At 70.5% G+C, this 25,865-nt stretch carries 26 protein-coding genes; 2 read left to right on the plus strand and 24 right to left on the minus strand.

The annotated features are described in order from the left end of the window. Nucleotides 1-200 precede the first annotated feature (200 nt). From ACZ58N_RS37495 to ACZ58N_RS37575, 17 genes are all read right to left on the minus strand, one after another. On the minus strand, nucleotides 201-1,013 hold the full coding sequence (locus ACZ58N_RS37495; RefSeq protein ID WP_471169693.1) for an AfsR/SARP family transcriptional regulator: 813 nt from the start codon (nucleotides 1,011-1,013) through the stop codon (nucleotides 201-203). 365 nt (nucleotides 1,014-1,378) lie between these two features. Continuing rightward, the gene (locus ACZ58N_RS37500; protein WP_471169696.1) at nucleotides 1,379-2,329 is read right to left on the minus strand and encodes an ACP S-malonyltransferase; all 951 of its coding nucleotides are present in this window, start codon (nucleotides 2,327-2,329) and stop codon (nucleotides 1,379-1,381) included. A gap of 22 nt (nucleotides 2,330-2,351) precedes the next feature. Then, on the minus strand, nucleotides 2,352-3,179 hold the full coding sequence (locus ACZ58N_RS37505) for a 4'-phosphopantetheinyl transferase family protein (protein WP_471169698.1): 828 nt from the start codon (nucleotides 3,177-3,179) through the stop codon (nucleotides 2,352-2,354). Continuing rightward, a complete protein-coding gene (locus tag ACZ58N_RS37510) occupies nucleotides 3,176-3,553 on the minus strand; it encodes an acyl carrier protein (RefSeq protein ID WP_471169701.1) in 378 nt (125 codons plus the stop codon). The genes ACZ58N_RS37505 and ACZ58N_RS37510 overlap by 4 nt, the downstream gene beginning before the upstream one ends. Then, nucleotides 3,550-5,061: an MFS transporter gene (locus ACZ58N_RS37515; RefSeq protein ID WP_471169704.1), complete on the minus strand. Its 1,512-nt coding sequence runs from the start codon at nucleotides 5,059-5,061 to the stop codon at nucleotides 3,550-3,552. Before ACZ58N_RS37515 ends, ACZ58N_RS37510 begins: the two co-directional genes overlap by 4 nt. 281 nt (nucleotides 5,062-5,342) lie before the next feature. After that, entirely contained in the window at nucleotides 5,343-7,694 is a 2,352-nt protein-coding gene (locus ACZ58N_RS37520; RefSeq protein WP_471169707.1) for an SDR family oxidoreductase, read from the minus strand. A gap of 2 nt (nucleotides 7,695-7,696) precedes the next feature. Next, nucleotides 7,697-8,641: an aromatase/cyclase gene (locus ACZ58N_RS37525; protein ID WP_471169710.1), complete on the minus strand. Its 945-nt coding sequence runs from the start codon at nucleotides 8,639-8,641 to the stop codon at nucleotides 7,697-7,699. 152 nt (nucleotides 8,642-8,793) lie between these two features. Beyond that, nucleotides 8,794-9,579 (minus strand): 3-oxoacyl-ACP reductase FabG, encoded by a 786-nt coding sequence (gene fabG / locus ACZ58N_RS37530; protein ID WP_471169712.1) that lies wholly within the window; start codon nucleotides 9,577-9,579, stop codon nucleotides 8,794-8,796. Nucleotides 9,580-9,670: 91 nt separating this feature from the next. Beyond that, nucleotides 9,671-9,940, minus strand: coding sequence for an acyl carrier protein (locus tag ACZ58N_RS37535; RefSeq protein WP_471169715.1), 270 nt, complete (start codon nucleotides 9,938-9,940; stop codon nucleotides 9,671-9,673). Nucleotides 9,941-10,032: 92 nt separating this feature from the next. Further along, a complete protein-coding gene (locus tag ACZ58N_RS37540) occupies nucleotides 10,033-11,250 on the minus strand; it encodes a ketosynthase chain-length factor (protein ID WP_471169716.1) in 1,218 nt (405 codons plus the stop codon). Beyond that, nucleotides 11,247-12,515: a beta-ketoacyl-[acyl-carrier-protein] synthase family protein gene (locus ACZ58N_RS37545; RefSeq protein ID WP_471169718.1), complete on the minus strand. Its 1,269-nt coding sequence runs from the start codon at nucleotides 12,513-12,515 to the stop codon at nucleotides 11,247-11,249. The genes ACZ58N_RS37540 and ACZ58N_RS37545 overlap by 4 nt, the downstream gene beginning before the upstream one ends. Nucleotides 12,516-12,552: 37 nt before the next feature. Next, nucleotides 12,553-12,885, minus strand: a complete 333-nt coding sequence (locus ACZ58N_RS37550) for a TcmI family type II polyketide cyclase (protein WP_471169721.1) — start codon at nucleotides 12,883-12,885, stop codon at nucleotides 12,553-12,555. Nucleotides 12,886-12,916: 31 nt separating this feature from the next. After that, nucleotides 12,917-13,564 carry a TetR/AcrR family transcriptional regulator C-terminal domain-containing protein gene (locus ACZ58N_RS37555; protein WP_471169724.1) on the minus strand — a complete coding sequence of 216 codons (648 nt, stop codon included), beginning with the start codon at nucleotides 13,562-13,564 and terminating at the stop codon, nucleotides 12,917-12,919. Between the two features lie 80 nt (nucleotides 13,565-13,644). Next, nucleotides 13,645-15,114: an FAD-dependent monooxygenase gene (locus tag ACZ58N_RS37560; protein ID WP_471169727.1), complete on the minus strand. Its 1,470-nt coding sequence runs from the start codon at nucleotides 15,112-15,114 to the stop codon at nucleotides 13,645-13,647. 91 nt (nucleotides 15,115-15,205) lie between these two features. After that, complete coding sequence (locus ACZ58N_RS37565; protein WP_471169730.1) at nucleotides 15,206-15,403, minus strand: hypothetical protein; 198 nt, start codon at nucleotides 15,401-15,403, stop codon at nucleotides 15,206-15,208. Nucleotides 15,404-15,413: 10 nt separating this feature from the next. After that, nucleotides 15,414-16,274, minus strand: coding sequence for a hypothetical protein (locus ACZ58N_RS37570; RefSeq protein WP_471169732.1), 861 nt, complete (start codon nucleotides 16,272-16,274; stop codon nucleotides 15,414-15,416). 120 nt (nucleotides 16,275-16,394) lie between these two features. Further along, nucleotides 16,395-17,165: a response regulator transcription factor gene (locus tag ACZ58N_RS37575; RefSeq protein WP_471169735.1), complete on the minus strand. Its 771-nt coding sequence runs from the start codon at nucleotides 17,163-17,165 to the stop codon at nucleotides 16,395-16,397. A 231-nt stretch (nucleotides 17,166-17,396) separates the two neighbouring features. Between ACZ58N_RS37575 and ACZ58N_RS37580 the strand changes: the two genes are divergently transcribed. After that, complete coding sequence (locus tag ACZ58N_RS37580) at nucleotides 17,397-18,032, plus strand: ScbR family autoregulator-binding transcription factor (RefSeq protein ID WP_471169737.1); 636 nt, start codon at nucleotides 17,397-17,399, stop codon at nucleotides 18,030-18,032. A 77-nt stretch (nucleotides 18,033-18,109) separates the two neighbouring features. Here the strand turns inward: ACZ58N_RS37580 and ACZ58N_RS37585 are convergent, their stop codons facing one another. The 6 genes from ACZ58N_RS37585 to ACZ58N_RS37610 form a co-directional block, all read right to left on the minus strand. Beyond that, the gene (locus ACZ58N_RS37585; protein WP_471169740.1) at nucleotides 18,110-19,075 is read right to left on the minus strand and encodes an SRPBCC family protein; all 966 of its coding nucleotides are present in this window, start codon (nucleotides 19,073-19,075) and stop codon (nucleotides 18,110-18,112) included. Between the two features lie 130 nt (nucleotides 19,076-19,205). After that, nucleotides 19,206-19,469, minus strand: a complete 264-nt coding sequence (locus ACZ58N_RS37590) for an acyl carrier protein (protein WP_471169742.1) — start codon at nucleotides 19,467-19,469, stop codon at nucleotides 19,206-19,208. Between the two features lie 144 nt (nucleotides 19,470-19,613). Further along, nucleotides 19,614-20,435: an AfsR/SARP family transcriptional regulator gene (locus ACZ58N_RS37595; protein WP_471169745.1), complete on the minus strand. Its 822-nt coding sequence runs from the start codon at nucleotides 20,433-20,435 to the stop codon at nucleotides 19,614-19,616. A 348-nt stretch (nucleotides 20,436-20,783) separates the two neighbouring features. After that, nucleotides 20,784-21,605 carry an AfsR/SARP family transcriptional regulator gene (locus ACZ58N_RS37600; RefSeq protein WP_471169802.1) on the minus strand — a complete coding sequence of 274 codons (822 nt, stop codon included), beginning with the start codon at nucleotides 21,603-21,605 and terminating at the stop codon, nucleotides 20,784-20,786. Nucleotides 21,606-21,886: 281 nt separating this feature from the next. Next, nucleotides 21,887-22,555: a ScbR family autoregulator-binding transcription factor gene (locus ACZ58N_RS37605; protein WP_471169748.1), complete on the minus strand. Its 669-nt coding sequence runs from the start codon at nucleotides 22,553-22,555 to the stop codon at nucleotides 21,887-21,889. A gap of 105 nt (nucleotides 22,556-22,660) precedes the next feature. Then, nucleotides 22,661-23,326, minus strand: coding sequence for a ScbR family autoregulator-binding transcription factor (locus tag ACZ58N_RS37610; protein ID WP_471169750.1), 666 nt, complete (start codon nucleotides 23,324-23,326; stop codon nucleotides 22,661-22,663). 524 nt (nucleotides 23,327-23,850) lie between these two features. Between ACZ58N_RS37610 and ACZ58N_RS37615 the strand changes: the two genes are divergently transcribed. Further along, nucleotides 23,851-24,843 (plus strand): ScbA/BarX family gamma-butyrolactone biosynthesis protein, encoded by a 993-nt coding sequence (locus ACZ58N_RS37615; RefSeq protein ID WP_471169753.1) that lies wholly within the window; start codon nucleotides 23,851-23,853, stop codon nucleotides 24,841-24,843. A gap of 22 nt (nucleotides 24,844-24,865) precedes the next feature. On the opposite strand, the gene ACZ58N_RS37620 is transcribed toward ACZ58N_RS37615, so the two are convergent. Next, a complete protein-coding gene (locus ACZ58N_RS37620; protein WP_471169756.1) occupies nucleotides 24,866-25,783 on the minus strand; it encodes an NAD-dependent epimerase/dehydratase family protein in 918 nt (305 codons plus the stop codon). Nucleotides 25,784-25,865: the final 82 nt, after the last annotated feature.

Below are 25,865 nucleotides of genomic sequence, written 5' to 3' on the forward strand. Positions count from 1 at the left end.
AAGAGAAATGGGAGAGAGAGAAAAAAAAGAGAAAGGGCGCTCCTTCTCTCGCCGGAGGGGTTGCCAAACGTGGCCGAGGGGGGGGGGGGGAAGGGGGGAGGGGGGGGGGGGGGGGGGCCCAAACCCCCCCCCCCCACTCCCCTTTCGGCGTGCGGTCCCTCGTGTGTTCCTCGGAGCCGCGCCCTGCCGGAGGGCCGTCCTCAGACGGCCGACCGCACCGCGATCTGCTCGCGTGCGGGCTGGGCGGGGGTCAGCCGGCGTGCCGGGTTCAGGAGCCCGATCTGCAGTTGCTTGAGTTCCAGCGAGGGCTCCAGGCCGAGTTCGTCGGCCAGCAGGCGTCGCACGTTCTGGTAGGCCTGGAGGGCTTCCGCGCGCCGGCCCGCCGTACCGAGCGCCGCGATGAGCTGGCCGTGGAACCACTCGTTGAGCGGGTAGTCGTTGATGAGGCGGCGCAGCTCGGGGATGGATTCGCGGTGCCTGCCGAGTTGGTCCTCGGCCGCGATGCGGATCTCGAAGGCCCGGATGCGCAGTTCCTCAAGGTGCACGATGTGCCCGGTGAGGACGTCTCCGGCCGGGAAGTTCGACAGCGCCGGGCCGCGCCACAGGTCGAGCGCGCGGCCGATCGTGTGGAGCGCCGCGGAGGCGTCGCCGCCGCCCAGTTCGTCGCGGCCGCGGGCGACGAGTTGCTCGAACACGCAGATGTCTATCTCGGAGGCGTCGACCTGGATGGCGTAGCCGGGCGGGCTGGTGACGATCAGGGTGCGTCCCGCGGGCACCAGGTTCTCGTTCGCGAACATGCGGCGTGCGTGGTAGACGTACGTCTGCAGCGTCGTGACCGCGCTGCGCGGAGGCTTCTCGCCCCACAGCTCCTGGATGAGTGCGTCGGCCGTGACGATCTCGTTGGGGCGGGTGAGCAGCAGAGCGAGCGTCTGGCAAACCTTCGGGGTTCCGGGCCGGAATGTATTGCCGTCATCGGTGACGATCTCGAATGGGCCCATGAGATTGAAACGCATTAAAATAACTCCTCGTCAGCAAGACAGCTGCATTTCCGAACGGTCGTCGCCGGGTGGTGGAATGCGAGAGGCGTCCGCCTGGATTACTAAGAGTCTGTTGTACGGGTAATATGCACGTCAACCAGCCAGATGTCATGCTGCCGTCAATTTGCGTCAGGACGTCGCGGTAACTCCGCAAGTTACTTCTCAAGATGTCAGGAACGAAAAAAGACGGCCGCCTCGTCGGGTTTATCCGACGAGGCGGCCGTCTTCGTCCGACTTCCGCTTCCGAGGCACGGCGACGTGAACCGATTAAGGTGTCATCCGACCCTTTCCCGACCTGGGAACGACGTGTTGCCCCGGGGGGTGAGCCACGCGCTTGACAGTCACACGGTCGTGTCGGTGAGTGAGTCCACCGCCCGGGCCAACCCCGCCGAGGTGTTCGTGGCGTGTACGTGTGCGCCCGGCAGGATGCGCCGGATCAGGCCTCCGAGCACCCGCCCCGGCCCCACCTCCACGAACCGTTCCGCGCCGGAGGCCGCGAGCGACTCGACGGCCCCGGTCCACCGGACGGGGCTGGTGAGCTGGCTGCGCAGGGTGACGACCGCCTCCGTGGCGCTCGTCACCCAGTCCCCGGTCACGCCGGAAACCAGCGGAACCCTCGGAGCATGGAACTCGGTGGCGATCAACGTCTCGGTGAATTCCGCCTCGGCTTCTCCCAGCAGGCTGGAATGGAACGGTCCCCCGGTCCGCAGCCGTTCCACCCGTGCCCCGGTCAGCCGAGCCGCCGCGACGACGTGGGCGACCGCCTCGGCCTCTCCCGACACGACCGTCTGCCTCGGCTCGTTCTCACCGGCCACCTGAACGACACGACCGGTCGCCGCCCGCGCCTCGGCACACATCCGCGTCACATCCGTACGATGCGAACCGATCACCGCGACCGTGGCACTCCCGACCCGATCCCCGACGGTGGCCACCAACTCACCCCGCAGACGCACCAACCACAACGCCTCCGTCCACTCCAACACACCCGCGGCAACCAACGCCGCGTACTCCCCCAGGCTGTGACCGGCCACCGCATCCGGCACCACCCCCTCACCACGCAACACCTCCAACGCCACCAAACTCGTCAGGAACACCGCCGGCTGCGCCACCGCCGGATCCTCCAGATCCCGAGCCGAACCCTCCACACACGACCGCCCCAACGGAAACCCCAACAGGTCATCCGCCACCCGGAAATAACTGTCTGCCACATCCGGACGCAGGGCGAGCAACTCCCTGCCCATCCCGGCACACTCGGAGCCCTGCCCCGGAAAGACGAAGGCGGTACGGATCATCCGGTCACGTCCTTATTCGCGGTCAGCTGGTGGTGGCGGAGCGGGCCGCCCATGAGTCGGACGCCCCGCGCACGGAGCCTTCGGACGCGAGCCACGCGTCGGGCACCCACCGGACGTCGACCGTCCTGAGGTCGGCGCCCGCCACGGCGACGGAGGCCGCGTGCAGGGAGTCGACGGGAATGCCGGCCACGGCCCAGCCGTCCGGATGACGGCCGTGGTCGGCGCCGAGGTAGTCCAGGGACGGCGAACGGCTCAGCCCCGTCCCGAGGCCCTTGAGGAAGGCCTCCTTGCGCGTCCAGATCTGTCCGAAGAGCTGACGGCGCTCCTCCCCCGCCGGGGTCTCGGCGATCTCCCGCTGCTCGTCCGCCTGGAGGGCCCTGGAGCAGATGTCGACGGTTTCCGCTCCGGGGAGCTTCTCCACGTCGACGCCGAGGGGCACCGTGCCGACCCCCACGAGCGCGACCGTCCCGCTGTGCGAGAGCGAATAGTGCAACGGCGGTGGCGGCGGGGACATGGCCGGGCGGCCGTGGGGTTCGCCGCAGCCCGGGCAGGGCTCCCGCATGAACCGCACGTCCTGCGGCCGGGCCTCGGTGTAGCGGCCGAGCAGCCGGCGCACCGCCACGTGGGCGGCCGCGTAGAGCAGGCCGTCCGCCTTGCGGATGAACGCGTCGGCCTTCCGGCGTTCGTCGTCGTCGAGCTCCCCGATCGCCAGGGCTTCGGCGTCGGCTCCGGTGGGGCGGCGGACCAGCCACAGGTCGACCCGGTCGCCGGACAGGGTGAAGTCGGGGTCCGGCAGGTCCAGGTGGTTGACCTCGGGGCGCGCGACCGGGAGGAGGGTGGCGGCCGTCATGCCGGCACCGGCGCACCGTGCAGGTGGGCCTCCGGCCCGAACTGCCCCGCGAGGCAGTCGATGAGTTCCTGCGCGCTGTTGGCGAGCAGCAGCCGCTGGAGGTTCACGTCGACGCCCAAGGTGGACTCCATCCGGTACTGGAGTTCTATGCCGGAGATCGAGCCGATTCCCAGGCAGCCCATGGGGCGGCCCGTCGTGTCGACGAGGTGCGGCTCGATCCCGAGGATCCGGCCGAGTTCCTCGCGCACGTACCGCTCCAGGATGCTGGTGCGCTCGCCCAGTCCGACGACGTCCAGTACGGCGACGTCCGGCGGGGTCATCCGCACCACGCCGGTGTCCGTTTCATAGGTGTTCGACATCTGAAGTGTTGTCATGATGCTTCCCTGTCCGGGGCGGACGGGTGTCCCCGTCCGCCCGTGGCGAGGCGCGGGGCCGCGGTGTCCGCCCCGTGCGATTCGTGAATGCGGTGGTCGTGTTCAACGCCCTCGGTGGGCCGGCTCCGCCCGGCGGGAGGCCTCAGCCCGTCCAGGGCGACGCACGCGCCGGCCAGGCCCACGGCCGTGACCAGCCAGAGCGCCGCGGCGCGGCCGGAGCCGTGGAGAGCGGCCGCGGCGGCCGGCGTCAGGACCGCGCCCAGTTGGACGCAGGCCTGGTAGAACCCTCCGGCCGCCGCCTGCCGCTGCGGCGGGATCCCGCCGGTCGCCCGCAGGTGCAGGGCGGTGAAGGCGAGGACGAAGGCCAGGCCGACGCAGCCCATGGCGGGCAGCAGGTCGAAGTACCCCGCGCCGTCCGCCCCGTCACGCGGGTAGAGCACGTAGCCCAGCGGGGCCGCCGCGGCGCCCGCGGCGACCGCCCTCGCCGGCCCCAGCAGGGCCGCGATCCGGGCCGAGCAGAGTGCGGTCAGCGCGAGCGGGGCTCCGGCCGGCAGGAAGACGAGGGCCGTCTCCCACGGGCTCCGACCGGCGCGGTCGAGGTCCAGGGCTGCCACAAGGAGGAAGGCCACGTACGAGCCGTTCAGCGCGGCGGCCCCGGCCGCGGAGCGCACCAGCGGCCCGTACCGCAGCAGCTCGCGGGGAACCACGGGGTGGGCGGCGAGCCGCTCGGCCCGTACGAGCAGGGCCCCGAGGAGCAGGACGCCCGCCAGGGGGAGGGCCACCCGCGCGGTGTCCGGGTCGGGGCCGACGGCCGCCGCGGCGGCGTCCGCCGCCAGCAGCAGCGCGACGGTCAGCGCGAGGGCAGCCACCAGCGCGTACCGTGCCCGCCCCGAAGTCACCCCCGGGGCGGGCTCGTCGCGGGGGATCAGCCACAGACCGGCGATCAGCAGCAGCAGCGCCACGGGCGCGGGGAACGCGAGGGCCCAGCGCCAGCCGACCCCGGTGAGCAGTCCCGAGAGCAACAGGCCGGCGCAGAAGCCGGTCGCGCCGAGGAAGGAGTAGAGGGACACCGCCCGGCGCCGGGAGGCGCCCTCGGGGACGCTGGTCATGATGATGGCGAGCCCGGTGGGCGCGGTAAGCGCGACGCAACAGCCCTTCACCACGCGGGTGGCGACGAGCAGCGCCGCGCTGTCCGTCACGGCTCCGGCCAGCGACGCGGCGGCGAAGACGAGCAGGGCGGCGAGGTAGACCATGCGCCGCCCCAGGCGCTCGACCAGTCGGCGGCCGTGGAGCAGGAACCCGCCGAAGCCGGCGGCGAATCCACTGACGAGCCAGTGGAGCGGGGTGACGGACAGATTGAGGCCGCGGCCGACGGACGGCAGGGCCACCAGCGTTGCCGACACTTCCAGGGCGTCGACCAGCATGTTCGCGGCGAGCACGAACACCAGGGCCCAACGGACCCCGGTTCTCGCGGCGCCGGTTCTCGCGGCGCCGACCGAAGAAGTCATCGGAGGCGGCACGCTCGCTTTCACCAAGGTTCCGCGGAGGCGGGAGGACGGGGGGGGATCAGGAGGAGTGGCCGGGCGGCCGGGGAGGGTTCCCCGGCCGGCCCCGCCGTCGCCGGCGCGGCGGCGTGGATGTGCGCCGGCGGGTTGGGGGACGGCGTCGGCCTTGGCGTGAGCCTTGGCGCCGGCCCTGACCCTGGCGTGAGCCTTGGCACCGGCCCTGACCCTGGCCTAAGCCCGGGCGTAAGCCTTGGCGTCGGCCCTGGCCCCGGCATCGGCCTTGCTCAGCCGAGCAAGGTGCCACCGGTGGCGTCGACGAAGGAGCCGGTGATCCACCGTGCCTCGTCGGTCGCGAGGAAGACGACCACGTCGGCGACGTCCTCCGGCTCGCCGACGCGGTTGAAGGCGGACAGCGCGGCCATCTGCTCCACGGCCCCCGGGATGTCGAAGACCGGGTTGCCGTTGCGGGTGATTCCGGGCGCCACCGAGTTGATGGTGATGCGGCGCGGCCCCAGGACCTTCGCGAAGTGCAGAGCGAGCTGCTCCAAAGCGCCCTTGCTCATCGCGTACGCGATCTCGTCCGGGTTCGCGAACCGGGTCAGGCCCGAGGAGATGTTGATGATCCGGCCCCCGTCGGGCATGTTGCGCAGGGCCCGCTGGATGAGGAAGAACGGAGCCCTCGCGTTGACCGCGTAGATCCGGTCGAACTGCTCGGGGGTGACGTCGGCCGCGCCGACACCACCCATCACGCCCGCGTTGTTGACGAGGATGTGCAGGTCCGTACGGCCCGTCCGGTCCAGCAGCCCCTGTTCCAGGGCGGTGAAGAGGTTCGTCACATCGCCGTCGACACCGAGTTCGCCGCGGATCGCGAACGCGCGACCGCCGTCGCGTTCCACCTCGGCGACGACCTCGTGGGCGGCCGCCTCGTCACTGTTGCAGTGGACGGCGACGAGGGCGCCTTCCTGGGCGAGGCGGCGGGCGGTCGCCCGTCCCATGCCGCGACTGGAGCCTGTGACGAGCGCGGTCCGGCCCGTGAGTCTGTCCATGCCGCTCCTCCGGTTCTCCTCGGCCCGTGCCGTCGAGGGCACCACCCGCAGGGCCCGTGCCGCTGCCGGCCGTACGGTCTCCCGGGGCCGTGCGGACCCGAACCACCGCTCCAGGGCCCCGGTGACACCGCCGTCCCCGTCGGGGTCATCGCGGTCGGCGCCGTCCGCCCATACGACGTGGCCGTCCGGCCGGACCAGGAGGGCGCCGGTGTCGGCCGCGCCGTCCAGGGCGATGGCCGTCGCCGTACGGACCCGGTCGGACCAGGGTGCGGCGGCCGTACGCAGTTCCTCCCGGCGGGCGTCGTCGCCCGGCGCGAGGAGCAGCAGTCCCCGTCCCGAGCGCAGCAGTTCGAAGGTGGTGGTGGTGCCGCCCTTGTCGCCCGCCTCGTCGCCGACGGCGTTCCGCAGGGGTGCCCGCAGGCCTAGGAGCGGTCCGGAGCCCGGACCGACCTCGTAGCGGACGTCCAGGCCGGACACCGCGCCCGCCAGGTGGGTGCGTACGTCCTGGTGGCCGGTCAGTTCCGCGAGGACGTCCCGGAGCGCGTCGACCTCGTGGCCCGAGAGCAGGAGCAGCGCCTGGGTCCGGACGTTGCTCTGCACGGCCTGACCGACCGGGTGGCGTTCGCGGTGGTAGCTGTCGAGCAGGGCCTCCCCGCCGCCACCCGCCAGGGTCGCGGCCAGCTTCCACCCCAGGTTGAAGGCGTCCTGGAGACCGAGGTTGAGGGACTGGCCGCCGATGGGCAGTTGTTGGTGCGCCGCGTCCCCGGCGAGGAGGAGCCGGCCCTTGCGGTAGTCCGCGACCTGCCGGGACGCGTCGTCGAAGGAGTTCACCCACAGCGGGGTGCCGCCGCTGATGTCCTCGCCCGTGATGCGCTTCCAGGCGTCGGCGATCTCGGCGAAGGTCGGTGCGGTGCCGGTGGGTGCGGCCCCGAACTCGTGGACCATGACCCGGGTCACGCCGTCGGGTCGACGGGCCGCGATGGCGAGGCCGTCCTCCAGCCGCTCGAAGCGGCGGCCGGGGATGTCGATGCCCTCGACGTCGGCGCGCAGCAGGGTGCGGCCGGCGTCGGTCCCGGGAAAGGCGAAGCCGCCGAGTCGGCGCACGGCGCTGTTCTCGCCGTCGCAACCGACCAGGTACGCGGCCCGGAAGGACAGGCTCGTCCCGTCCGGGCCGCGCACCTCGGCGACGGCCGCGTCCCCGGTCCCGGTCAGGGCGGTGACTTCGTGGCCGCGCCGGACGTCCGCGCCCAGGTCCACCGCCCACTGTTCGAGGGCTTCCTCCAGTCGGGTCTGCGGGAGCTTCCACTGGCCCGGGTAGGGGCCGGGGAGCCCGAGGTCGAGGCCGATGCCCCCGAAGTGCCCGACGGTTTCTTGCGGGATGTCGCCCAGTCGCTCCAGCAGTCCCCGGCTGTCGAGGATCTCCATGGTGCGGGCGTGGAGCGTGGACGCCCGCGATTCGGTGGTCGGCGCGGTGAGTTTTTCGAGGACCACCACGTCCACGCCCGACAGGCGCAGTTCCCCGGCGAGCAGCAGCCCCACGGGGCCCGCGCCGACCACGATCACCTGAGTCTCGGTGTAGTCCCCAGCCATGGTCAGCCCTTGTTCTCGGCGTGGTTCTTGGCGTGGCCGAGGGTGGCTCGGCTGTTGGTGCTCAGGGCCGTGTGGACGTACTGCTTGGCGTCCTCGACGGTTGCTTGCGGGCCGAGGACGGTGGTGATGTTCTCGGTGTTGATGGTGACGGTGTGCTGCGAGGAGGCGGCCACGCCCCCGTCGTTCTCGACGAACGTCCAGTAACCGGTGTGCAGGGTCATCAACCCCGGCAACGTGGTCTGCTTGTAGGCGATCCGCTCGTGCGGGAACGTGACCCGGTAGGACTTGGTGGTGTGCACCGAACCGTCCTTCGCACGGGTGTCCATCTCCAGTTCCTGCAACCCCGGGGTGTCCTCCGTCAACCGGACGGTGGCGACGTGCGGGAGCCGCTCGTGCCACTTGTCGGCCTCGTTGATGAAGTCGTACACGTCCTTGGCGGAGCCCTGGATCTGGACGGTGTCCTCGAAGGAGAACGTCAGGTCCTCGGCGGCGTGGGCGGTCTCGACGTTCGACTTGAGCGCCGCCAGTTCGGAGCGCGAGTTGCGGTCCACGGCCTCGTCGATCCAGGCCAGGCTCGCCGGGTCGTCGTCGATGGCCCGGTAGTCGTGCAGGAGCCGGACCCGGGACTCCTCGCCGGACAGCGCCTCGATGATCCAGGTGCCGCCCATCGCCGCTACGGGCGGTGCCGGGATCTCCTGGCGGAAGGTGATCCGCAGGCCTTCGGGATCCAGGGTGCGGCGGGAGGTCCAGTTCTTGGCCTCGCCGTTGGCGGTGGCCCAGATCCGGATGCGTTCCTCGTTGTCACCCTCGGGTACGTGGTCGACGTAGATGGTCGGCGGGAAGATCCGGGGCCAGTTGCGGACCTCGGCGATCAACCGGTAGACGGCGTCGGCCGGAGCGGAGATCGTGATCTCGTGCTCCACCTCGCGCAGGCTCGGCTGCGACATGCTCATGACTCCTCGGAATTCGGGACGGTTCGGTTCGCCGTGCGGCGCGTATGGGCTTGATGCGGCGGGATCCGGGCACGTTCCGGCGGGATCCGGGCGCGCTCCGGTGGGATCGGGAGTGCTCCGGCCGCATCGGAACGTGCTCCGGCCGATCAGAAGTTGCCGAGTCCGCCGCAGACGTTGAGGGCCTGCGAGGTGATCGACGCCGCGGTGTCCGAGGCCAGGTAACCCACGAGACCGGCGACCTCCTCGGGAGTGGAATACCGGCCGAGCGGAATCTTGGCCTGGAACTTCTCCAGGATGGCGTCCTCGCTGGCGTTGTAGGCAGCCGCGTAACCCTGACGCACACGCTGCGCCATCGGCGTCTCGACATAGCCGGGGCACACCGCGTTGACCGTGATGCCCGTGGGAGCGAGCTCATTGCCCAACGCCTTCGTGAAACCGACCACCCCGTGCTTGGACGCCGAGTACGGCGCGCCCAACACCACACCCTGCTTACCGGCCGTGGAAGCGATGTTGATGATCCGACCACGGCTCTTGCCCCGCAGCCCACCCGTCGTCAACGCCTCCTGCGTGACACGGAAGACACTGTTGAGGTTCGTGTCGATCACGTCGTGCCACAACTCCTCGGGAATGTCAGCCGTGACACCCCCACCCGAACGGCCGGCGTTGTTCACCACGACATCCACCGTCCCGAACCGATCCACAGCGGCCTGTATCCACGCACGGACCTCATCCGTGGAACGAACATCGACGACGGCGCCGTCCACATCGAGGCCCTCGTCCTGCAACTGCTTGACCGTCTCGGCGACGGCGACGGCGCTGCGCGCACCGATGAACACCCGGTGTTCCTGCCCGGCGAGGAGCCGGGCGACCGCCAGCCCGATCCCACTGGTGGCACCGGTGATGACGGCGACCCTCTTGTCCTGATCCGACATGTGTCTCTTCTCCAAAAGCATGGGCTTACGGGGTAGGAAGTGGCGGCCGCCGTGTCGGGGCGGCCGCCACGGCGCTCCAGGCTCTGTCGGCCTAGGCGTCGACGAGCGCCTTGAGGCTCTCGTTGATGGACGCGACCAGTGACCGCGGCGTGTTGTTGTCGGTGAAGACGTCGTCGTCGAGCGTGATTCCGAACTCGCGCTCGATGCGGCCGCCGGTTTCCAGCAGCGCCAGCGACTCGTAGCCGAGCGAATCGAAGTCGCGGTCGAGGACATCGCCGTCCAGGTCGACTTCCTCATCGGCTCCGGCGCCGTCCAGGAGGATGCGCTTGAGATCGTCGAAGGTGAATTCCTGCTTTGACAAGGTGATCCCTTCATCGGTTTACCGCACCCGGGGATTTCGGGCTGCGGGGCTTGGGGGCGCCGATCGCCGCCCGGGCGTGACGCCCGAGGCCTTCAGTCGACGGCGCGCAGGACGACCGCGGAGTTGAAGCCGCCGCGGCCGCGGGCTAGCACGAGCACGGTCCGCACCGAGGCGGTCCGGGGACGCACGGTCACCAGATCGAGGTCGTACGCGGGTGACAGCTCCACGTTCGTGGTCGGCGGGATGAGGCCCTCGCGCATGGCGAGCAATGCCGAGACGACGTCCACCGGCGCGGCGCCCGCGCCCAGCCGGCCGGTCATCGTCTTGGGAGCGGTGACCGGGACCCCGCGCGGACCGAAGACCGCGGTGATGGCGTCGGCCTCCTCGCGGTCCAGCCGCTTGGTGCCCGCCGCGTCGGCGAACACCACGTCGACCTCTGCCGGATGACAGTCCGCGTCCGTCATCGCGATGTCGATGGCACGGCGCAGGCCGGGTTCGCGGTCGCTGCCGGGCAGGGGATCGAGCGTCGCACCATAGCCCGCGAGCTCGCCGTGGACTGTGTGCGCGCCGCGGGACCGGACGCTCTGCTCGTCCTCCAGGACGAGCAAGGCCCCGCCCTCTCCCGGTACCTGGCCGGCCGCGTCCTCGTCGAAGGGGAGGTAGGCGCGCTCGGGCCGGTCGGAGTGCGTCAGCAGGCCCTCGGCGAGCCGCGCCGCCCACCCCCAGGAACAGATGGAAGCGTCGAAGCCGCCGGTGGCCATCAGCTTCGCCCCCTTGCGGATTTGACGCCGGGCCTCCGCGAGGGCGTCGAGGCCGCCTGCCTGATCGCTGACGAGGACTCCGGTGGGACCGCGCAGTTCGTTGCGGATGGAGATCTGTCCGCTGTTGACCGCGTGGAACCAGGCGAAGGACTGGTAGGCGCTGACGTGTCGGGCGCCTCGGCCCCACAGGTTGCGCAGCTCGTTCTGCCCGAACTCGGTGCCTCCGGAGGAGGAGGCGGTGACCACGCCCATGTCGTACGGGTCGATGTCGCCCGGTCTCAGGCCGGCGTCGGCGAACGCGCAGTCGGCGGCGACGAGGGCGAGCTGCGTGACCCGGTCGGTCTGCGGCACGAGCCGCCCCGGCAGGTGCTCCTTGGCGTCGAAGCCGTGGATCTCACCGGCCAACCGTGCCGGGTAGGAGGTCGCGTCGAAGCGGGTGACGGGCCCAATCGCGTTCTTGCCGACGCGGGTCGCCGCCCAGTAGTCCTCCACCCCCAGCCCGTTGGGGGCGGCCACACCCATGCCGGTGACCAGGGTCCTGGCGCTCATGTGGTCCTCCTGTCGGGCCTGGCCAGCACCATCGCGCTCTGGAACCCTCCGAAACCGCTGCTGACCGTGAGGACGGCGTCGGTCCGGTGTTCGCGCGCGGTGAGCGGCACGTAGTCGAGGTCGCACTCGGGGTCGGCGGTGTGCAGGTTCGCCGTGGGCGGCACGACGTGGTGCTCCATCGCGAGCACCGAGGCGGCGATCTCGATGGAGCCGACCGATCCCAGCGAGTGCCCGATCATCGATTTGACGGAACTCACCGGGGTCGCGTACGCGTGCCGGCCGAGGGCCAGCCGGTACGCGGCCGTCTCGTGCCGGTCGTTCTGCTTGGTTCCGGAGCCGTGCGCGTTGACGTAGTCGACGTCCTCGGGGTTCAGCCGGGCCTCGTCCAGCGCCACCGTGATGGCTTCCGCCATCTCACGGCCGTCGGGGCGCAGCCCGGTCATGTGAAAGGCGCTGGACCGCGAGGCGTAGCCCGCGATCTCCGCGTAGATGCGCGCCCCGCGTCGGCGGGCGCTGTCGAGTTCCTCAAGTACGAAGACCGCGGCGCCCTCCCCCAGGACGAAGCCCTTGCGGGAGGCGTCGAAGGGCCGGGATGCGGTCTCCGGCTCGTCGTTGAGCGAGGTCGTCGCCTTGATCGCATCGAAGCACGCGAGGGTGATCGGTGAGATGGGGGCATCGGTCGCACCACTGATCATGATGTCGGCGCTGCCCTCCCGGATCAGATCCGCCGCGTGGGCGACGGAATCGATACCGGAGGTGCAACCGGTGGAGACGACCGTGGACGGCCCCTCGGCACCGATGGCCCAGGCCACTTCGGTCGCGAAGGAACTGGGCACGAAGTGCCCGTACAGCGCGGCCGGCACGGAGGTGTGGGCGATCGCGTCGAGTCGGCCGTCACCACTGGCCACGCGGTACGCCCTGTCGAGGCTGCCGACCGCCCCGACGCCGGTGCCGATGCAGACCCCGGTGCGGTGCGGGTCGAAACCGGCGAGGTCGAGGCCGCTGTCGGTGAGCGCTTCGCGCGCCGACACCACCGCGAACTGGGCGGCGCGGTCCATGCGGCGCTGTTCCTCGGCGGTCAGTCCGTGCAGTGCGGGCTCGAAGTCGACCTCGGCCGCAACCCGCGAGCGGAACGCTGAGGAGTCGAAGAGCGTGATCCCGCGCGTCGCGGTACGCCCCGAACTCAGCAGGCTCCAGAAGTTCCCGGTCCCGATGCCTCCCGGTGCCAGCACCCCCAGCCCTGTGATCACTACCCGGCGAGCCACCGGCACGGCCCTCCCCTCCTGTCGGCGTGGTCGCACCTCATTCCGATGCCGTCCAGTCGTAGAAGCGGGTGGCCATGGCGTCGGCAGGGCTGCGCCAGGTCGCCGGGTCGTAGGGCTGGATGAACGGGAGCAGGTCGTGACTGATCTTCATGAAGCGCGGGTCGGTACGGGACTCCTGGATGCGCTGGCCGCCGTCGTCCTCGGCGAAGTCCTGGAGGTGGAAGTAGAGGCCCTTGTACATGAACAGACGGCGCCGCAGGGTCCCCATCCGCTCCGGCATGTCGGTCTTGTCGAACTCGGTGAAGAGCTGGGCCACTTGGTCGCTCGACATGTTGTCCATGCGGGCCACGATCAGATTGCTGTGCTGCATCGGGTGTCTCTCTTCCTCGAACGTGCGTGGGTCAGGGCCGGTAGAGGCGGATGAAGTCCGCCACACCGTCGGCGATCAGGGCATCGGACTCGGCCTTCGCCAGGGGCAGCGCGCCAAGGAAGGAGCGCTGGACGACTCCGGAGGGAACCAGCAAGATGAAACGTTCCGCCGCCTGGTCGGCGTCGGCGATGTCGAGCAGGCCGCGGGCGGCGACCCGCCGCAACCGCAGGGCCAGCTCCCGACGGGCCTGCCGCGGGCCGGTGGCCTGCCACTTCTCGACGGCCTCGATCGGCAGCCGGGCAACCTCGGCGCTGACGTGCCGCACGATGGCGAAGTGCTCGCGGAACGCCTCCAGCGGAGCCAGCCACGCCCTGCCGAGTTCGGCGAGACCGCGTTCCAGTTCGGTGATCTCCTCCAGGTGGCTCTCGGCGACGGCCGCGAGGGCGGCGGCGACGGAGGCGGAGCTGTCCAGGAGCACGCTCAGCAGCAGCTCTTCCTGGTCCGGGAAGTGCTCTTCCACGACACCCGGTGAGGTTCTCGCCTCGGCCGCTGTCGCCTCGCGGGTGCAGCGCGTCCATCCTTCGCGGGCCAGCACCGTCCGCGCGGCGCGAACAATGCTCCGACGCTCCTCGGCCGTTCTCGACGGGGGGCGCTCGATCGTTGCCCGTGGCGTTGTCATGCGGGGGTTTCCTCCTCGTGATGTGCTCGCCCGGCGACGGCCGCGGGAGCGGCCTGCCGGTAGTCGGACCGGTCAGCGACTCAGGCGGGTCCGAACCATCGTTGGAGTGCCATCGGCAGGTCGTGGTGGCTGCCCGGCGCGGCCCAGGCCACGTAGCCGTCTGGCCGCACCAGGAGGGCGGCGGTGTCTTCGAGGCCCTCGGGTGCGGAACCCGTGGATGGTTGGGCGGTGACGATGTCGATCCGGTCGGCCCAGGCCGCGGCACGTCGGCGGACCTGCGGGTTGTCGTTCAGGTCGAGCAGCACGCCGCGGGCGGGGTGCAGCAGGTGGGGACTGGGGATCCGGTCGCCCGCTCCGGTCTTCAGCTCCAGGCGCGGCAGGCGCCGGCCGAGGAGCGGGTGGCTTCCCGTACCCACGTCGTAGACGATCTCCAGCCCGCTCACCATGGCCGCGAGGTGGCGTGCCACGTCGTCGTACGCCATCAGCTCGCGCAGCGAGTCCCGCAGCGGTTGCACCTCGGCGCCGCTCAGGAACAGCAGCCCTTGGGCCCGGGTGTTCATCAGCAGCCGCTTGCCGACCGCGTGCCGTTCGCGGTGGTAGGTGTCGAGCAGGCTCGACGGGGCCGTGCCCCGCACCACCGCGGCGAGCTTCCAACCGAGGTTGACCGAGTCCTGGATGCCGGTGTTCATGCCCTGGCCGCCGGCGGGCAGGTGGATGTGCGCGGAGTCGCCCGCGAGGATCACCCGGCCGCGCCGGTACTCGGTGACCTGCCGGGTCGCGTCGCCGAAGGCGCTGACCCACACCGGCTCGGCGGCCGATATGTCGTCCCCGGTCAGCCGCTGCCAGGCGGCGGCGACCTCGTCGAAGGAGGGCGGGCTCTCGCGCCTGCGCGGCGGTGTGCCGCGCTCGCAGACCACGATGCGGGTGGTGCCGCCGGGGAGCGGGCCCACCATCACCATGCCGCCCGGCAGGGTCTCGCCGATCATGCGGGGCTTCAGTTCGATGCCCTTGATGTCGGCGAGGTACATCTCCATGGTGGCGGCCGTGCCGGGGAAGTCGAAGCCGGCCGCCTTGCGCACGGTGCTGCGGCCGCCGTCGCAGCCCACCAGGTAGGCCGCGCGCAGGGTGTGCCGGCCGGCGGGACCGTCCACGACGACATCGACCCCGTCCCCGTCGTCGTGGACGGAGACGACCTGGTGACCTCGGCGGATGTCGGCGCCCAGGCCGGTGGCCCAGTCCTCCAGGTGGGTCTCGGTGACGGACTGGGGCACGCTCTTCGCCGCCTGGCAGGCGCCGTCGAGCACCCCGAAGTCGAGGGGCAGGCCGCCGAAGTGCCCGAGCGTGCTCGTCTCCACGTCTCCGAAGCGCGCGAGGATGCCGCGCTGGTCGAAGGTCTCCAGCGTGCGCGCGGTGAAACCGAGGCCGCGTGATTCGCCCGTACGCTGTTCCAGGCGTTCCAGGACGACGACGGCGACTCCCGCCAGCCGCAGTTCACCGGCGAGCATCATGCCCGCCGGACCCGCGCCGACGACGATCACAGGGGCGTCCATCAGGTCTCCTCGAATTCGCCTCCGGGGACAGTGCACCGGATCTTGACTACAAGGTTCTTCGGAGACGGGAGGGCATTCAATGGCGGCGGATTCAGGACTCGGTCAGGTTCCACAAGAGCTGGTCCGCTGAGTCGAAGCAGGGCCAAGCGAAGGTCAAGCGCAGGTCAGGCGGCTCGATCCGGGCCCTGCGAACGCCATGCGTGCTCGCGCGCGCGATGCCGAGCGTGCGGCGCTCCCGCACGTCCGCGTACGCGCCGTAGGGGACGGCGGCGTGTCGAAGGTCGGTCACGCGCGGAAGGTCAACTGCGCCCGGCCCGGCGGCTGAAGCAGGCACGAACGTCGGTCTCGCTGTAGTACGTGCGCCCCGCACGGTTGCGCCTGCGCCACCGCTCTTCGCTCGCCAGCCGGTAGACGGTGCCCGTCGGGGCGTGCCACAGCCGCGCGATGTCGGCGGCGGTCAGCCAGCGTTCGGTGGGGACGGCCGCCACCGCGGCGGCGCCGGTGGTCCCTGCCGGACGCGCCGGCTCCATGGAGTCGCTCAGCTCGCTCCAACGTTCGCTGGTCCAGCGGTGGCCCGCGTCGGCGTCGCACGCGATCGCCGGACCGGTGGGCCGGACCCGGTCGCGCACGGCGAGGGCCAGGGCGCCCGAGCAGTCGGGTTCGGGGCACGCGCCGAGCCTGATGGTCCGCGTCGGGTCGGGAAAGGCGGCGCGGCGTCCCGCCCGGACCAGGCGGGCCACCTCCTCGGTGACCTCGGACACCGCCGGATGGGCCGCGAGCCAGTCGGCGTTGCGCAGCAGGAACGCGGTGAGTGCGGCGACGTTGCGCGGCGGGGAGGCACAACCCCGCTGTTGTGCGACCAGGCCGCTCCAGGATCCGAGTACGGACACCATCCGGGCGCGCACGTCGGCCGCCGCCGCGTTGAAGGGCAGACCGGGGTGGTCACCGCCCGTGGTTCGTTCGCGCAGGCTGCCCGGGGCTCCACCGCCGAGCACCCGCCCACACTCCTCGTAGAGGTGGGCCAGTTCGGCCAGACCCACGCCGAAGTGGTCCCTGCAGGACCGGCACAGCCGGCTACCCTGGACCGTACGCCGTCGGCCGCGTCCGTCGGAACGGTCGCCGCGGCAGCCCTCTCCGTGGCACAGCGCCGTCACGGTCATGTTCTCCCCCTTGGCTTGCCTCGGCCCTGCTCGTCGTCCGCCCGCGCGCCGCGGGGCGGTTCTGGTCCGCGTCTCGCGCCGAACCGGGATCCCGGTGCGGGCTCCGGATCGGGAGCCGGCTCAGCCCTGGCCGAAACGGAAACCGACTCCGCGGATGGTGATGATCCAGCCGGCCCCGATCTTGTTGCGCAGCGTGCTGACGTGCGTGTCGACCGTGCGGCGGGACCAGGAGTCGCCCCAAACCTGCTGCATCAGCATCTTGCGGGGGATGACGGTGTCAGGATGGGAGGCGAGGAGGTAGAGCATGTCGAACTCCTTGCGGGTGGTCTCGACCGGCTCCCCGTTCAGGGTCACCTGCCGCGTCCCCGCGTCGATCCGCAGCGGCCCGCAGGTGATGGTGGCGGCGACGGGCCTGGCCGGCCGTGACCGGCGCATGACCGCTTCCATCCGGGCCATCAGCTCACGGAAGCCGTAGGGCTTGGCCAGGTAGTCGTCCGCGCCGGCCTGCAGGCCCAGGACCCGGTCCAGCTCGCTGCCCCTGGCGGTGACGGCGATCACCGGGATCTCGTGTGCGGAACGGATGCCCCGGCAGACCTCCAAACCGTCCAGGTCGGGCAGTTCGAGGTCGAGGAGCACCAGGTCGGCGTCGGCGTAGCTGCGCAGCGCCTCACTGCCGGTGGCGACGATGTCGACCTCGTGTCCGTGGCGGCGCAGACCGCGGGCCAATGTCTCGGCCTCGACGGCGTCGCTCTCGACGATGAGGATCCGCCACAGAGCCGACTGGACCTGAGTGCTCTGTGGCGCTCTCAAGCCCTCCGCAAGCGAGAACCCGCTGTTCACTCCCGCAGCGGCTGTGTGAGGTTCCAGCACAGCGTAGGAACGCTGGTTCATCTGCCCCCCTCCCCTCAAGCTCGGTTGAGCCAACGTCAAGAAGATACAAACCGCTTCGTCGGTTTGTCAAAGGCCGCAAGCACCCGCCACCTGCCTGACATTCATTCCCAAAACGGACCAATGGCTGACCGAAATCCCTACTACCTCGACCGAATCGACCCTCCACCATGGTGTGTAATACCAACGGGGCGGTTTAATGTGGGTGGGAATCCGATACAGGAGCAATGCGTGATGAGACAAGAACGCGCTGTCCGAACCCGTCGGGCGCTGATCGAATCAGCGGCGACGGTGTTCGGGCAGCGCGGGTACGCGGACGCGACGCTGAGCATGATCAGTGGCGGAGCCGGAGTGAGCCCGGGTGCCCTGCACTTCCACTTCGAGAACAAGGCAGCGGTCGGTGCGGCCGTCGAGACCGCGGCCGCCCGGATCCTGCGCACCACCGCTCACGAGGTGTACGCACAGCGGACCTCGGCCCTACAGGCTCTGGCCGACAGCACGCACGCCCTGGCCGGGGTGCTCCTGCGCGACGTGGTGGCGCGGACCGGCCTCCAGCTCGCCCGGGAACCCGCGTACGCCCCGGCCCTCGCCCTGCTCGGCGATTGGCACGCGTACGTCCGCCGATTGCTGACCGAGGCCCAGGAGGAGGGCGAGCTGATCCCCGGCGTCTCGGACCTGAGCGCGGCGTCCACGGTGGTCGCCGCGACCTACGGATTCGCGGTGCTGGGCCGGGACGACCCGCGGTGGCTCGCCCACCGGACCGTGACCGGCTTCTGGCGGGTGGTCATGCCGTGCCTGGCGGCCCCCACCGCCCTGCCCGGCGCCCGTCCCGCCCGCGACGCCCCGGGCGCCGGCTGTCGGGCGTGCTGACGGGCCCGTCCCGGTGACGCACGGGACCGGATCGGGAACGCGACGGCCCCGGCGGGAGCACCGGGGCCGTGCGCACGTCAGACCGACCGCAGCGACCTGACCGATTCCCGCGCGTGCTGCTGTGCCGGGCCGAGCGTGGCCCTGCTCTCGGCGCCGAGCGCATCGCGGACGTACCGGCGGGCCCGCGCGAGGTCCGCGTCCGGGCCGAGCACCCGCTCCACCGCCCGCTCGTCCAACAGGACGTCGTGCCGGGCGACCACGTTGACTCCGGTCGCGTCGGGCTCCACCGACCATTCGCCGGTGTGCGCGCTCAGCAGGGCGTGCGGGCGGAGCTGTTTGAAGAGGATCCGCCCGGCCGCCGGGAAGCACACCCGCACGGACTCGGTCGTGTAGGCGGCTCCGTCACCGGCCAGGTTGACCAGCGTCGTGCGCTGGACGCCGGGGCTGTCCTCGGTCACCTCGGCGCGTACGACGTGCGGCACCCGGCCCGGCCAGGAGGCCACCCCGTACAGGAACTCGTAGACCGGTTCCGCCGGTCCCTGGACGCGTACGGACTCTTCGAAGGAGAGGGCCGTCCCGTCCAGGCGCCGCCAGCCCTCCGCCGCGATCCGCAGCCGGTTCAGGGCCGTACACCCGTCCGCCCGGGCGGACGCCAGCAGCCGCTCGGCATCCGCCGGCCGCTCGGTGGTGACGATCACGTCCTGTTCCCATGTCAGCCGGGACCAGCCGGGAGCGAGTTCCTCCACGCTCCAGCTCCCGCCCGTCGTGGTGACGGGTCCCCCGGACCGCTCCTCGCGGAATTCGACCCGCCGCCGCCGCGCGTCCAGGGTGCGCCGCCACAGCGACGGCTGCGGGGCCCCGTCGACGAAGGCCCACTGGTAATGGCGGTCCGTGGTCCCGTCGAAGTCGAGACGTTCCACGTGAATGCTGTCCGGTAGGAACAGCGGCCACTGGGTGGTGTCGGCCACCAGCGCGTACAGGACTGCGGCGGGCGCGGCCGCGTCGACCGCGTGTGACATCCGGTGTGCTCGCTCGACAGACATCAGACACCTCTCTCAACGCTTGACGCAGAGCATGTCCTCGTTCGCCGGATCCCGCGTCGAGCGCGGGTGGAGCCCCGCAGGAGCCGGGCGCAGCGCTCCTCGTACCGCCGCGGGAGGGGGCCGACGCCGGTCAGACTCCCGCCCGGCTGCTCAGCACGGCGTTGACCAGGGCGAGGAACCGGCGAGGGGTGTCGGCCAGTTCGAGGAGTTCGCCGTCGAGGAGGACCTCGAAGCGCCGCTCCACCGAGCCGGTGGTCTGGAGGACACAGAGGCTGTCGTAGCCCAGCTCTTCCCAGTAGAGGTCCTGGACTTCCTCGTTCAGCTCGACGCACTCGTCCTCGCCTCCCCAAACCCGCAGGATGCGGGTCAGATCGGTGAGTTCCAGCCGGTCCATGGTGTGCCCTTCTCCTCGTCCGCCGGTGCGGGTGCGCATACCGGCGCGCCGCGAGCCTGGCGGGGCCCGGTGGAGGGTTCCTCAATCGCGGGCACAGCGCTGCTGGAGCTTCGCGGCCCGCCCCCGCCCGTCCGGAACGACCGCTCAGGCCGCGTAGAGGTCGAAGGTCGAACTGCGGCGCGGTCCGGCCGCCACGTCCAGCGCCGGGTCGACGCGCAGCATCGCCTGGTGCAGGCGCTGGAGTTGCTGCGAGGGCTCGACACCGAGCTCGCCGATCAGCCGGGCCCGGAGCCGGCGGTACACGTCCAGCGCGGTGGCCTGCCGCCCCGAACGGTACAGGGCGACCATCGCCTGCGAGTGGAGGCCCTCGTGCTGCGGGTTGCGGGCCATCAACTCGGTCAGTTCGGCGAGGAGTTCGCTGTGCCGGCCGAGCCTGAGGTCGACGTCGATGCGCCGCTCGGTCGTGACGAGGCGACTCTCCGCGAGCCGCAACACCTCGATCTCCAGGATCGGCCCCACCCGCACGTCGACCAGGGCGGGGCCCTGCCACAGGGCGAGCGCCTTGCGCAGCAGGTCCGCCGCGCGTTCGTCGTCACCGTCGTCGAAGGCCTGCTGGCCGCCGGCGACGAGGGTGTCGTACGCGTGGATGTCCACGGACTCCGGCGGGATCTGGAGCAGGTAGCCGCCGTGCCGGGTGGCGAGCACGTCCTTGGCCGTGCCCGGGGCGCCCGGCCCCATCGCGGTGCCCAGCCGGCGGCGGAGCTGGAGGATGTACGTCTGCAGGGTGGTGAGGGCACTGTCGGGCAGCTTGGTCCCCCAGATCTCCTCCATGAGCGTCGGCACGGGCATCACTCGGCCCGGGTAGAGCGCGAGAAGCGCCAGGATCTGACGCGGCTTGCCCGCCGTGGGAACGATCGATGCCCCGTTGACCTCGGCACTCAACGGACCCAGAACCTGAATCTTCACGGTCTCCCGTCTCCCCTCCGTATTTCGTCGACGCACTCTCGGTTTTCAGCATTCGACCGACGTGACGGTATGTCGTCCCACCGCCGCATCATCGAAATCTCAAGCCGACATCGAGCAGGGCTCCGCAGCGGACGAACATCCGACGGATTTCGCGCACATGATTCCGGTTGGCTCCACCAAGCCTCACTGAAGAGGCTGAATAACAGTTGGGACCGCTTCCGGAAAAAGTTGGGAATTGCCCTGCCAAGCCTTTTCTCCCAGCCTTCCGAAGAGTTTCGAAAGGTATCTGCACAATCATGCGGGCCGTGCTCTTCTCCCGCTGACCCTCCTGATGATTCTCCTGGTGAATCAACCCACCTGCGCCAGCCGCTTTCGGGCTGCCGCCGGGACCGCGGCCGGGTTTTCGGGACCGGTCATCAGGATCGACCGCTGGAGGCTTCGCAGGGCGGCGGACGGCTCGATGCCGAGCTCGCGCACGAGCGTGGCGCGCAGCCGCTGGTAGACACTGAGGGCTTCGCCGCGACGGCCGGAGCGGTGCAGGGCGAGCATGAACTGACCGTGCAGGTTCTCGTGGATGCGGTAACGGCTGGTCAGGACCGTCAACTCGGCGAGCAGTTCCCGGTGTCGGCCGAGCTTGAGGTCCGCCTCGATGCGCTGGTCGAGGGCGCACAGGCGGGTCTCCTCCAGCCGGCGCGTCTCCATGTCGAGCTGCACGCCGCCGTGGACGTCGGCGAAGGCCGGCCCCGACCACAGGGAGAGGGCCTCGCGCAGCAACCGCGCCGCACCGGCCGCGTCGCCCGCGTCCATCGCCCGGTAGCCCAATCCGGCCAGCCGGTCGAATTCGCGGACATCGCTGGTCCCGCCGGCGCTGTTGAGCAGGTAGCCGCCGGGCAGGGTGACGAGCACGTCCTTGGGGGTCCGACTGCCGTCGGTGTCCTTGAGCGCCGTGGCGATGAGGGAGCGGAGCTGAAGGACGTACGTCTGCAGGGTCGTGCGGGCGCTGCGCGGCGGCTCGGCGCCCCACAGCTCCTCGATCAACGCCGAGACCGGCACGACCTGGTCGGCATGGAGGGCCAGGAGGGCCAGCACCTGACGCGGCTTGGCGGCGGTCGGCGTGATGGAGGTCCCGTTCTCCCGCACGTCCAGTGCACCCAGTACATCGATGTCCACGTCGTACTCCCCTGCTTCGTCCATGGATGAGCCCTTGACTTTCGCTGGAATGAGCAAAAAACAGCTGAGCCGGTTTGTCAATACCAAACCGGCTATGCCGTTTCTCTCTCGTCATCACCGGACACAACACCCCAGATCGCCTCTGAGCTGGGATTTTCACTCTCAGAGGGAGCCGTGGAGCCACAATCGAGCCCTCCGGAGCCACAGAAAAAAATCCCCTCGGAGGGTTCTCCGAGGGGATTCGGGCCGCCAGAACCAACCATCTGGTCCGATCGGTGGGGTCAACTTGATCTACGGGGTACAGCGCCGAGGGGAGCACCCGAACCACCGGGCGTCAGCTTGTCGAGCGAACCGGGCGCGGCGAGCCGCGGCAGCATCAGGGCCCAGTACCGGGCGAGCGGGGAGGGGCCGACGCGAGGGAACCTACCGGTCCCGAGAACCCCGAAACCGACCATCGCCGCCACCACGGCGGCGGCCGCCGCCTGCGGGGACACCCCCTCGGCCAGCCGGCCCTCCTGGTCGGCGGTACGGAACGTGGCCTCGACCCACCGCTGCCACTGCGTGCGCAAGTCCCACCCGGCTCCGCCGACGCGGACGGCCGCAGGAGCCACCCCGCCGCCCGCGGACAACCCGAACCCGGCGTTGACCACGGGATCCCGCTCCAGCAGCGCCATCAGATCATGGCTGGAATCGATCAGTACCTGGAGGACGTCGCCGCCGGAGCGTCGGGCCACCGTGATGGCGCGCAGCTTCTCCGACGCCCGCTCGGCCACGGCTTCGGCCAGCGCGCCCTTGCTGCCGAAGTGGAAGTGCAGCCCGCCGGTACTGACGCCGGCGCGCTTGCTGATGGCCGAGATGGAGGCCGTGCCGAAGCCCTCCTCGGCGAACACCTCGGCGGCGGCACGGACCAGAGTGTCTCGCGTACGGGCTGCACGTTCCTGCTTGACCATGAGGGCCTCCCACAAACCGCCCTAGCGGTTTGCCGGGGACCACGAATGTCCGCCCATGGTGTGTGGTGATCATCGAAGGAAATCTGAGTCGCGCTTGAGCGCGACTCAGGTCCGGGCGGGCTCCGTCGCGGTGTCCGCCTCGGCCGCCGCCGCGTCGAGCGCCCTGATCTCGGCCGCCACCTGTGACCCGCGGTCGGGCGATAGATCCAACCGGGCGAGCACCGCGGGAACCGCGATGCTGGGGTAGAAGTGTTGATAGAAAACAGAGACCCGGTACTCGATGTCGGCACGGTCGGTCAGGGTCTGCGAGTAGATCTGCACACCCGCCCAGCCGGCGGAAAGGGCCCAGGCCGCTTCCGCGGTGTCCACGTGGGGAAGAAGCTCCCCTTGCGCCTTGGCCTGCAGGATCACTCCCTCGGTCACCTGGATCCAGCCGGGTACGGAACCTCCGCCGAAGATCTCGCGCATGTCGGGCCCGAGGGAGAGCCTGGTACCAGCGCTGAGCATGGGGTTGTGGCGCACGCGGTAGGCCAGCACCATACCCAGGTCGTAGAGCTCCTGGAGCTTGACCTCACGTGGAGGAACGGTTCCCTCGGTGTACTGCTCGTCGAGGATGCCGCGGGCGAGCTCCTGCTTCGAGGCGAAGTGGAAGTACAGCGCACCCTTGGTGACTCCGGCCTTGGCCAGGATGTCAGCGATGGTGGCGGCCTCGTATCCCCGCTCGTCGAAGACTGCGGCTGCCGCTTCCAAGATCACACGACGCGTGCGCACTGCACGCTCCTGACGTGCCACGATGCCTCCGATACAAAGGGTGACTACGGACGGGCTCCTAGAGGCCCCCTCCCCCCATTGAAACCAACCAGAAGGTCCGTATTTTATCAACCCGCAAACCATAGCGCCTACGCGTGCGGGCCTTCATACAAGTGCAGCCCGAACGGCACACGGCGGGCGGGTTTCCGACGGATGCGGGAAGTCGGTATCAACCCCTCAGCAGGCCATTACCCAGGGTGATCAAAGGAAACAACCGCTCGGTCGGTTCTTTCTGATCCGGACTTGGCTCATTTCAACCCCCTCCCCCGACCCCCTCTGGTAGGCCTCCTACCCCGCAGTTACGCCTGTGGCGCCTACAGTCGAGGCGGCGGTGCGCCTTGCCGAACGACCCTTCCCGGCGATGCGACGGGGGCGCGTTCGATAAGCGGAAGGCGCTCTTTCCTTGCAAATAAAACCGGAGAGTACGTATCTTACGTCTTCAGAGTGCTCGTTCAGTCCGTCACCTCGACTCTGCGGAGAGGTCCATGACCCTGCTCACGTTCGAGAACAACATCGCCGCACCGGCCAACCCGCTTACGGGGGGCGGTCGGTGGACGACGCGCTGCAACGACATCCAGCCGCTCACGAGCACCGTTCCCCGGGAGTACGTCCACCGGAGCGCGATAGCCGAAGTGTTCCTGACGGGCTACGAGCGCCTGGGGGACGAGGTCTTCCGCGTCACCGCCCAGTGGCCCCGCGCCCACAGCTTCTTCACGACCTCCGACGGTCTCAGCCACGACCCCGTGCAGGCAGCGGAGACCATCCGTCAGTCGGCTCTCCTGCTGGCCCACGCGGAATACGGCGTACCGCTGACGCACAACGCCCTGGTCTGGAGTCTCGGGTTCAAGACCGAGCCGTCCGAGCTGCTCATCGGCCCCCACCCGAGCGACCTCGAACTCATCGTGGTCTGCCGGGACTTCGCCTGGCAGGGCAACCGCTTCTCGGGGTTCATCGAGGTGACCGTCCGGCGCGGAAACCGGGTCGCCGCCACCGGTACGGGGCTCTTCAGCTGCGTCTCACCGGCGGTCTACCGAAGACTGCGGGGCACGTACGCGGCAGCCTCCTCGTCCTCGCTGTGGGACGTGCCGCGCCCTGCCCCGATTCCCGCCGCATCCGCCGGCCGGGTCTTCCCGACCGACGTGGTGCTCTCTCCCGGCGACCGGCCGGGCCGCTGGTTGCTCAACCCCCACTTCGGGCATCCGGTCCTCTTCGAGCACCCCAACGACCACCAGCCGGGCATGGTGCTGATCGAGGCGGCCCGTCAGGCGGCCTGCGGCGTCCTGGAGGGGGAACCGTTCCTGCCCACGGGCATCGAGACCTTCTTCCACAACTACGCCGAGCTCGAGATCCCCTGCTGGATCGAGACCGAGGTCGCCCATTCATCGGACCCGACCGTCCGCGTGGTCCAGGTCACCGGCCGCCAGGGCGACGTGAAGACCTTCGAGGCCACCGTCACCGGTACCGTCGCGGACCACTGACGGACGCCGCCTCCCGCACGGCTCACGGCCCCAACCCCTCCCGGTACCAGGGGGCGTACGCCCCGAATCCCTCCGGCATTCGCGGACCGGGTGGGGCATCCACCAGCTTCCACAGCGCGCCGCTGTCGTACCAGTGATCGGTGGTCAGCAGGGACAGCCTGCGCCGGGTGACCGGATCACCGGCCGCCCCCGTTCGTTCCAGCGCCTCGTCGAGGGTGACGTCGCCTTCCGGCAGGGCGATTCCGAATGCCCGCCCCACGGTGGTGATCAGCTCGCGACACGTGACCGGCTCCGGATGACTCGCGTGCAGCACCTGCCCGCGGGGCAGCTCGGGCAGCCGAGTCAGAGCCACGACGGCCCCCGCGAGCGCATCCGCGGAAATCATCGAGATGCGCGCTCGGCCGCCGTCCACCCAGTTCGGCAGCGCGTCCATCAGCCCCACCAGAGCGGGAACAAGCCAGATGTCGCCACACCCGTAGACCAGGTGCGGGCGCAGGACGGTTCCGCCCGCCGCGAGGACCAGCCGCTCGCCCTCCAGCCGCGTGACGCTCGTGGGGGAGGAAGGCCGTTCCTCCAACTGTCCCTCGGCCTCGCCCCGGTGCGGCACGTCCCGGTACACGGCGGCGGTGCCCAGGTGCACGAAGCGCCGTACCCCGGCCCGCGCGGCCTCCGCCAGCAGCGCGCGGGTCCCTTCCACGTTGACCGCCCGGCACTCCTCCTCGGTCCCCCCGATACGGGCCGCGAGGTGCAGGACGGTGGTGACGCCCTCGCAGATCCCGCGCAAGGAGGCAGGATCGGTGAGGTCACCGATCACGACCTCGGCGCCGGCCGCGCCGACGGGTGGGCTCCGGTGGTGGGTCAGGAGCCGGAGCGCGGGGCCGCCGTTCTCCGACAGCAGGGCCGTCACGTGCGAACCGACGAAGCCGGCGCTTCCCGTCACGAGGATCCGCTCCGGCGTCAACTGCTGCCTCCCGCCCGTTCCATGGTCGTCCGTGATCAGCTTATGCCCCGGTGATCGGACC

The organism is Streptomyces sp. NPDC040432 (assembly GCF_055595445.1).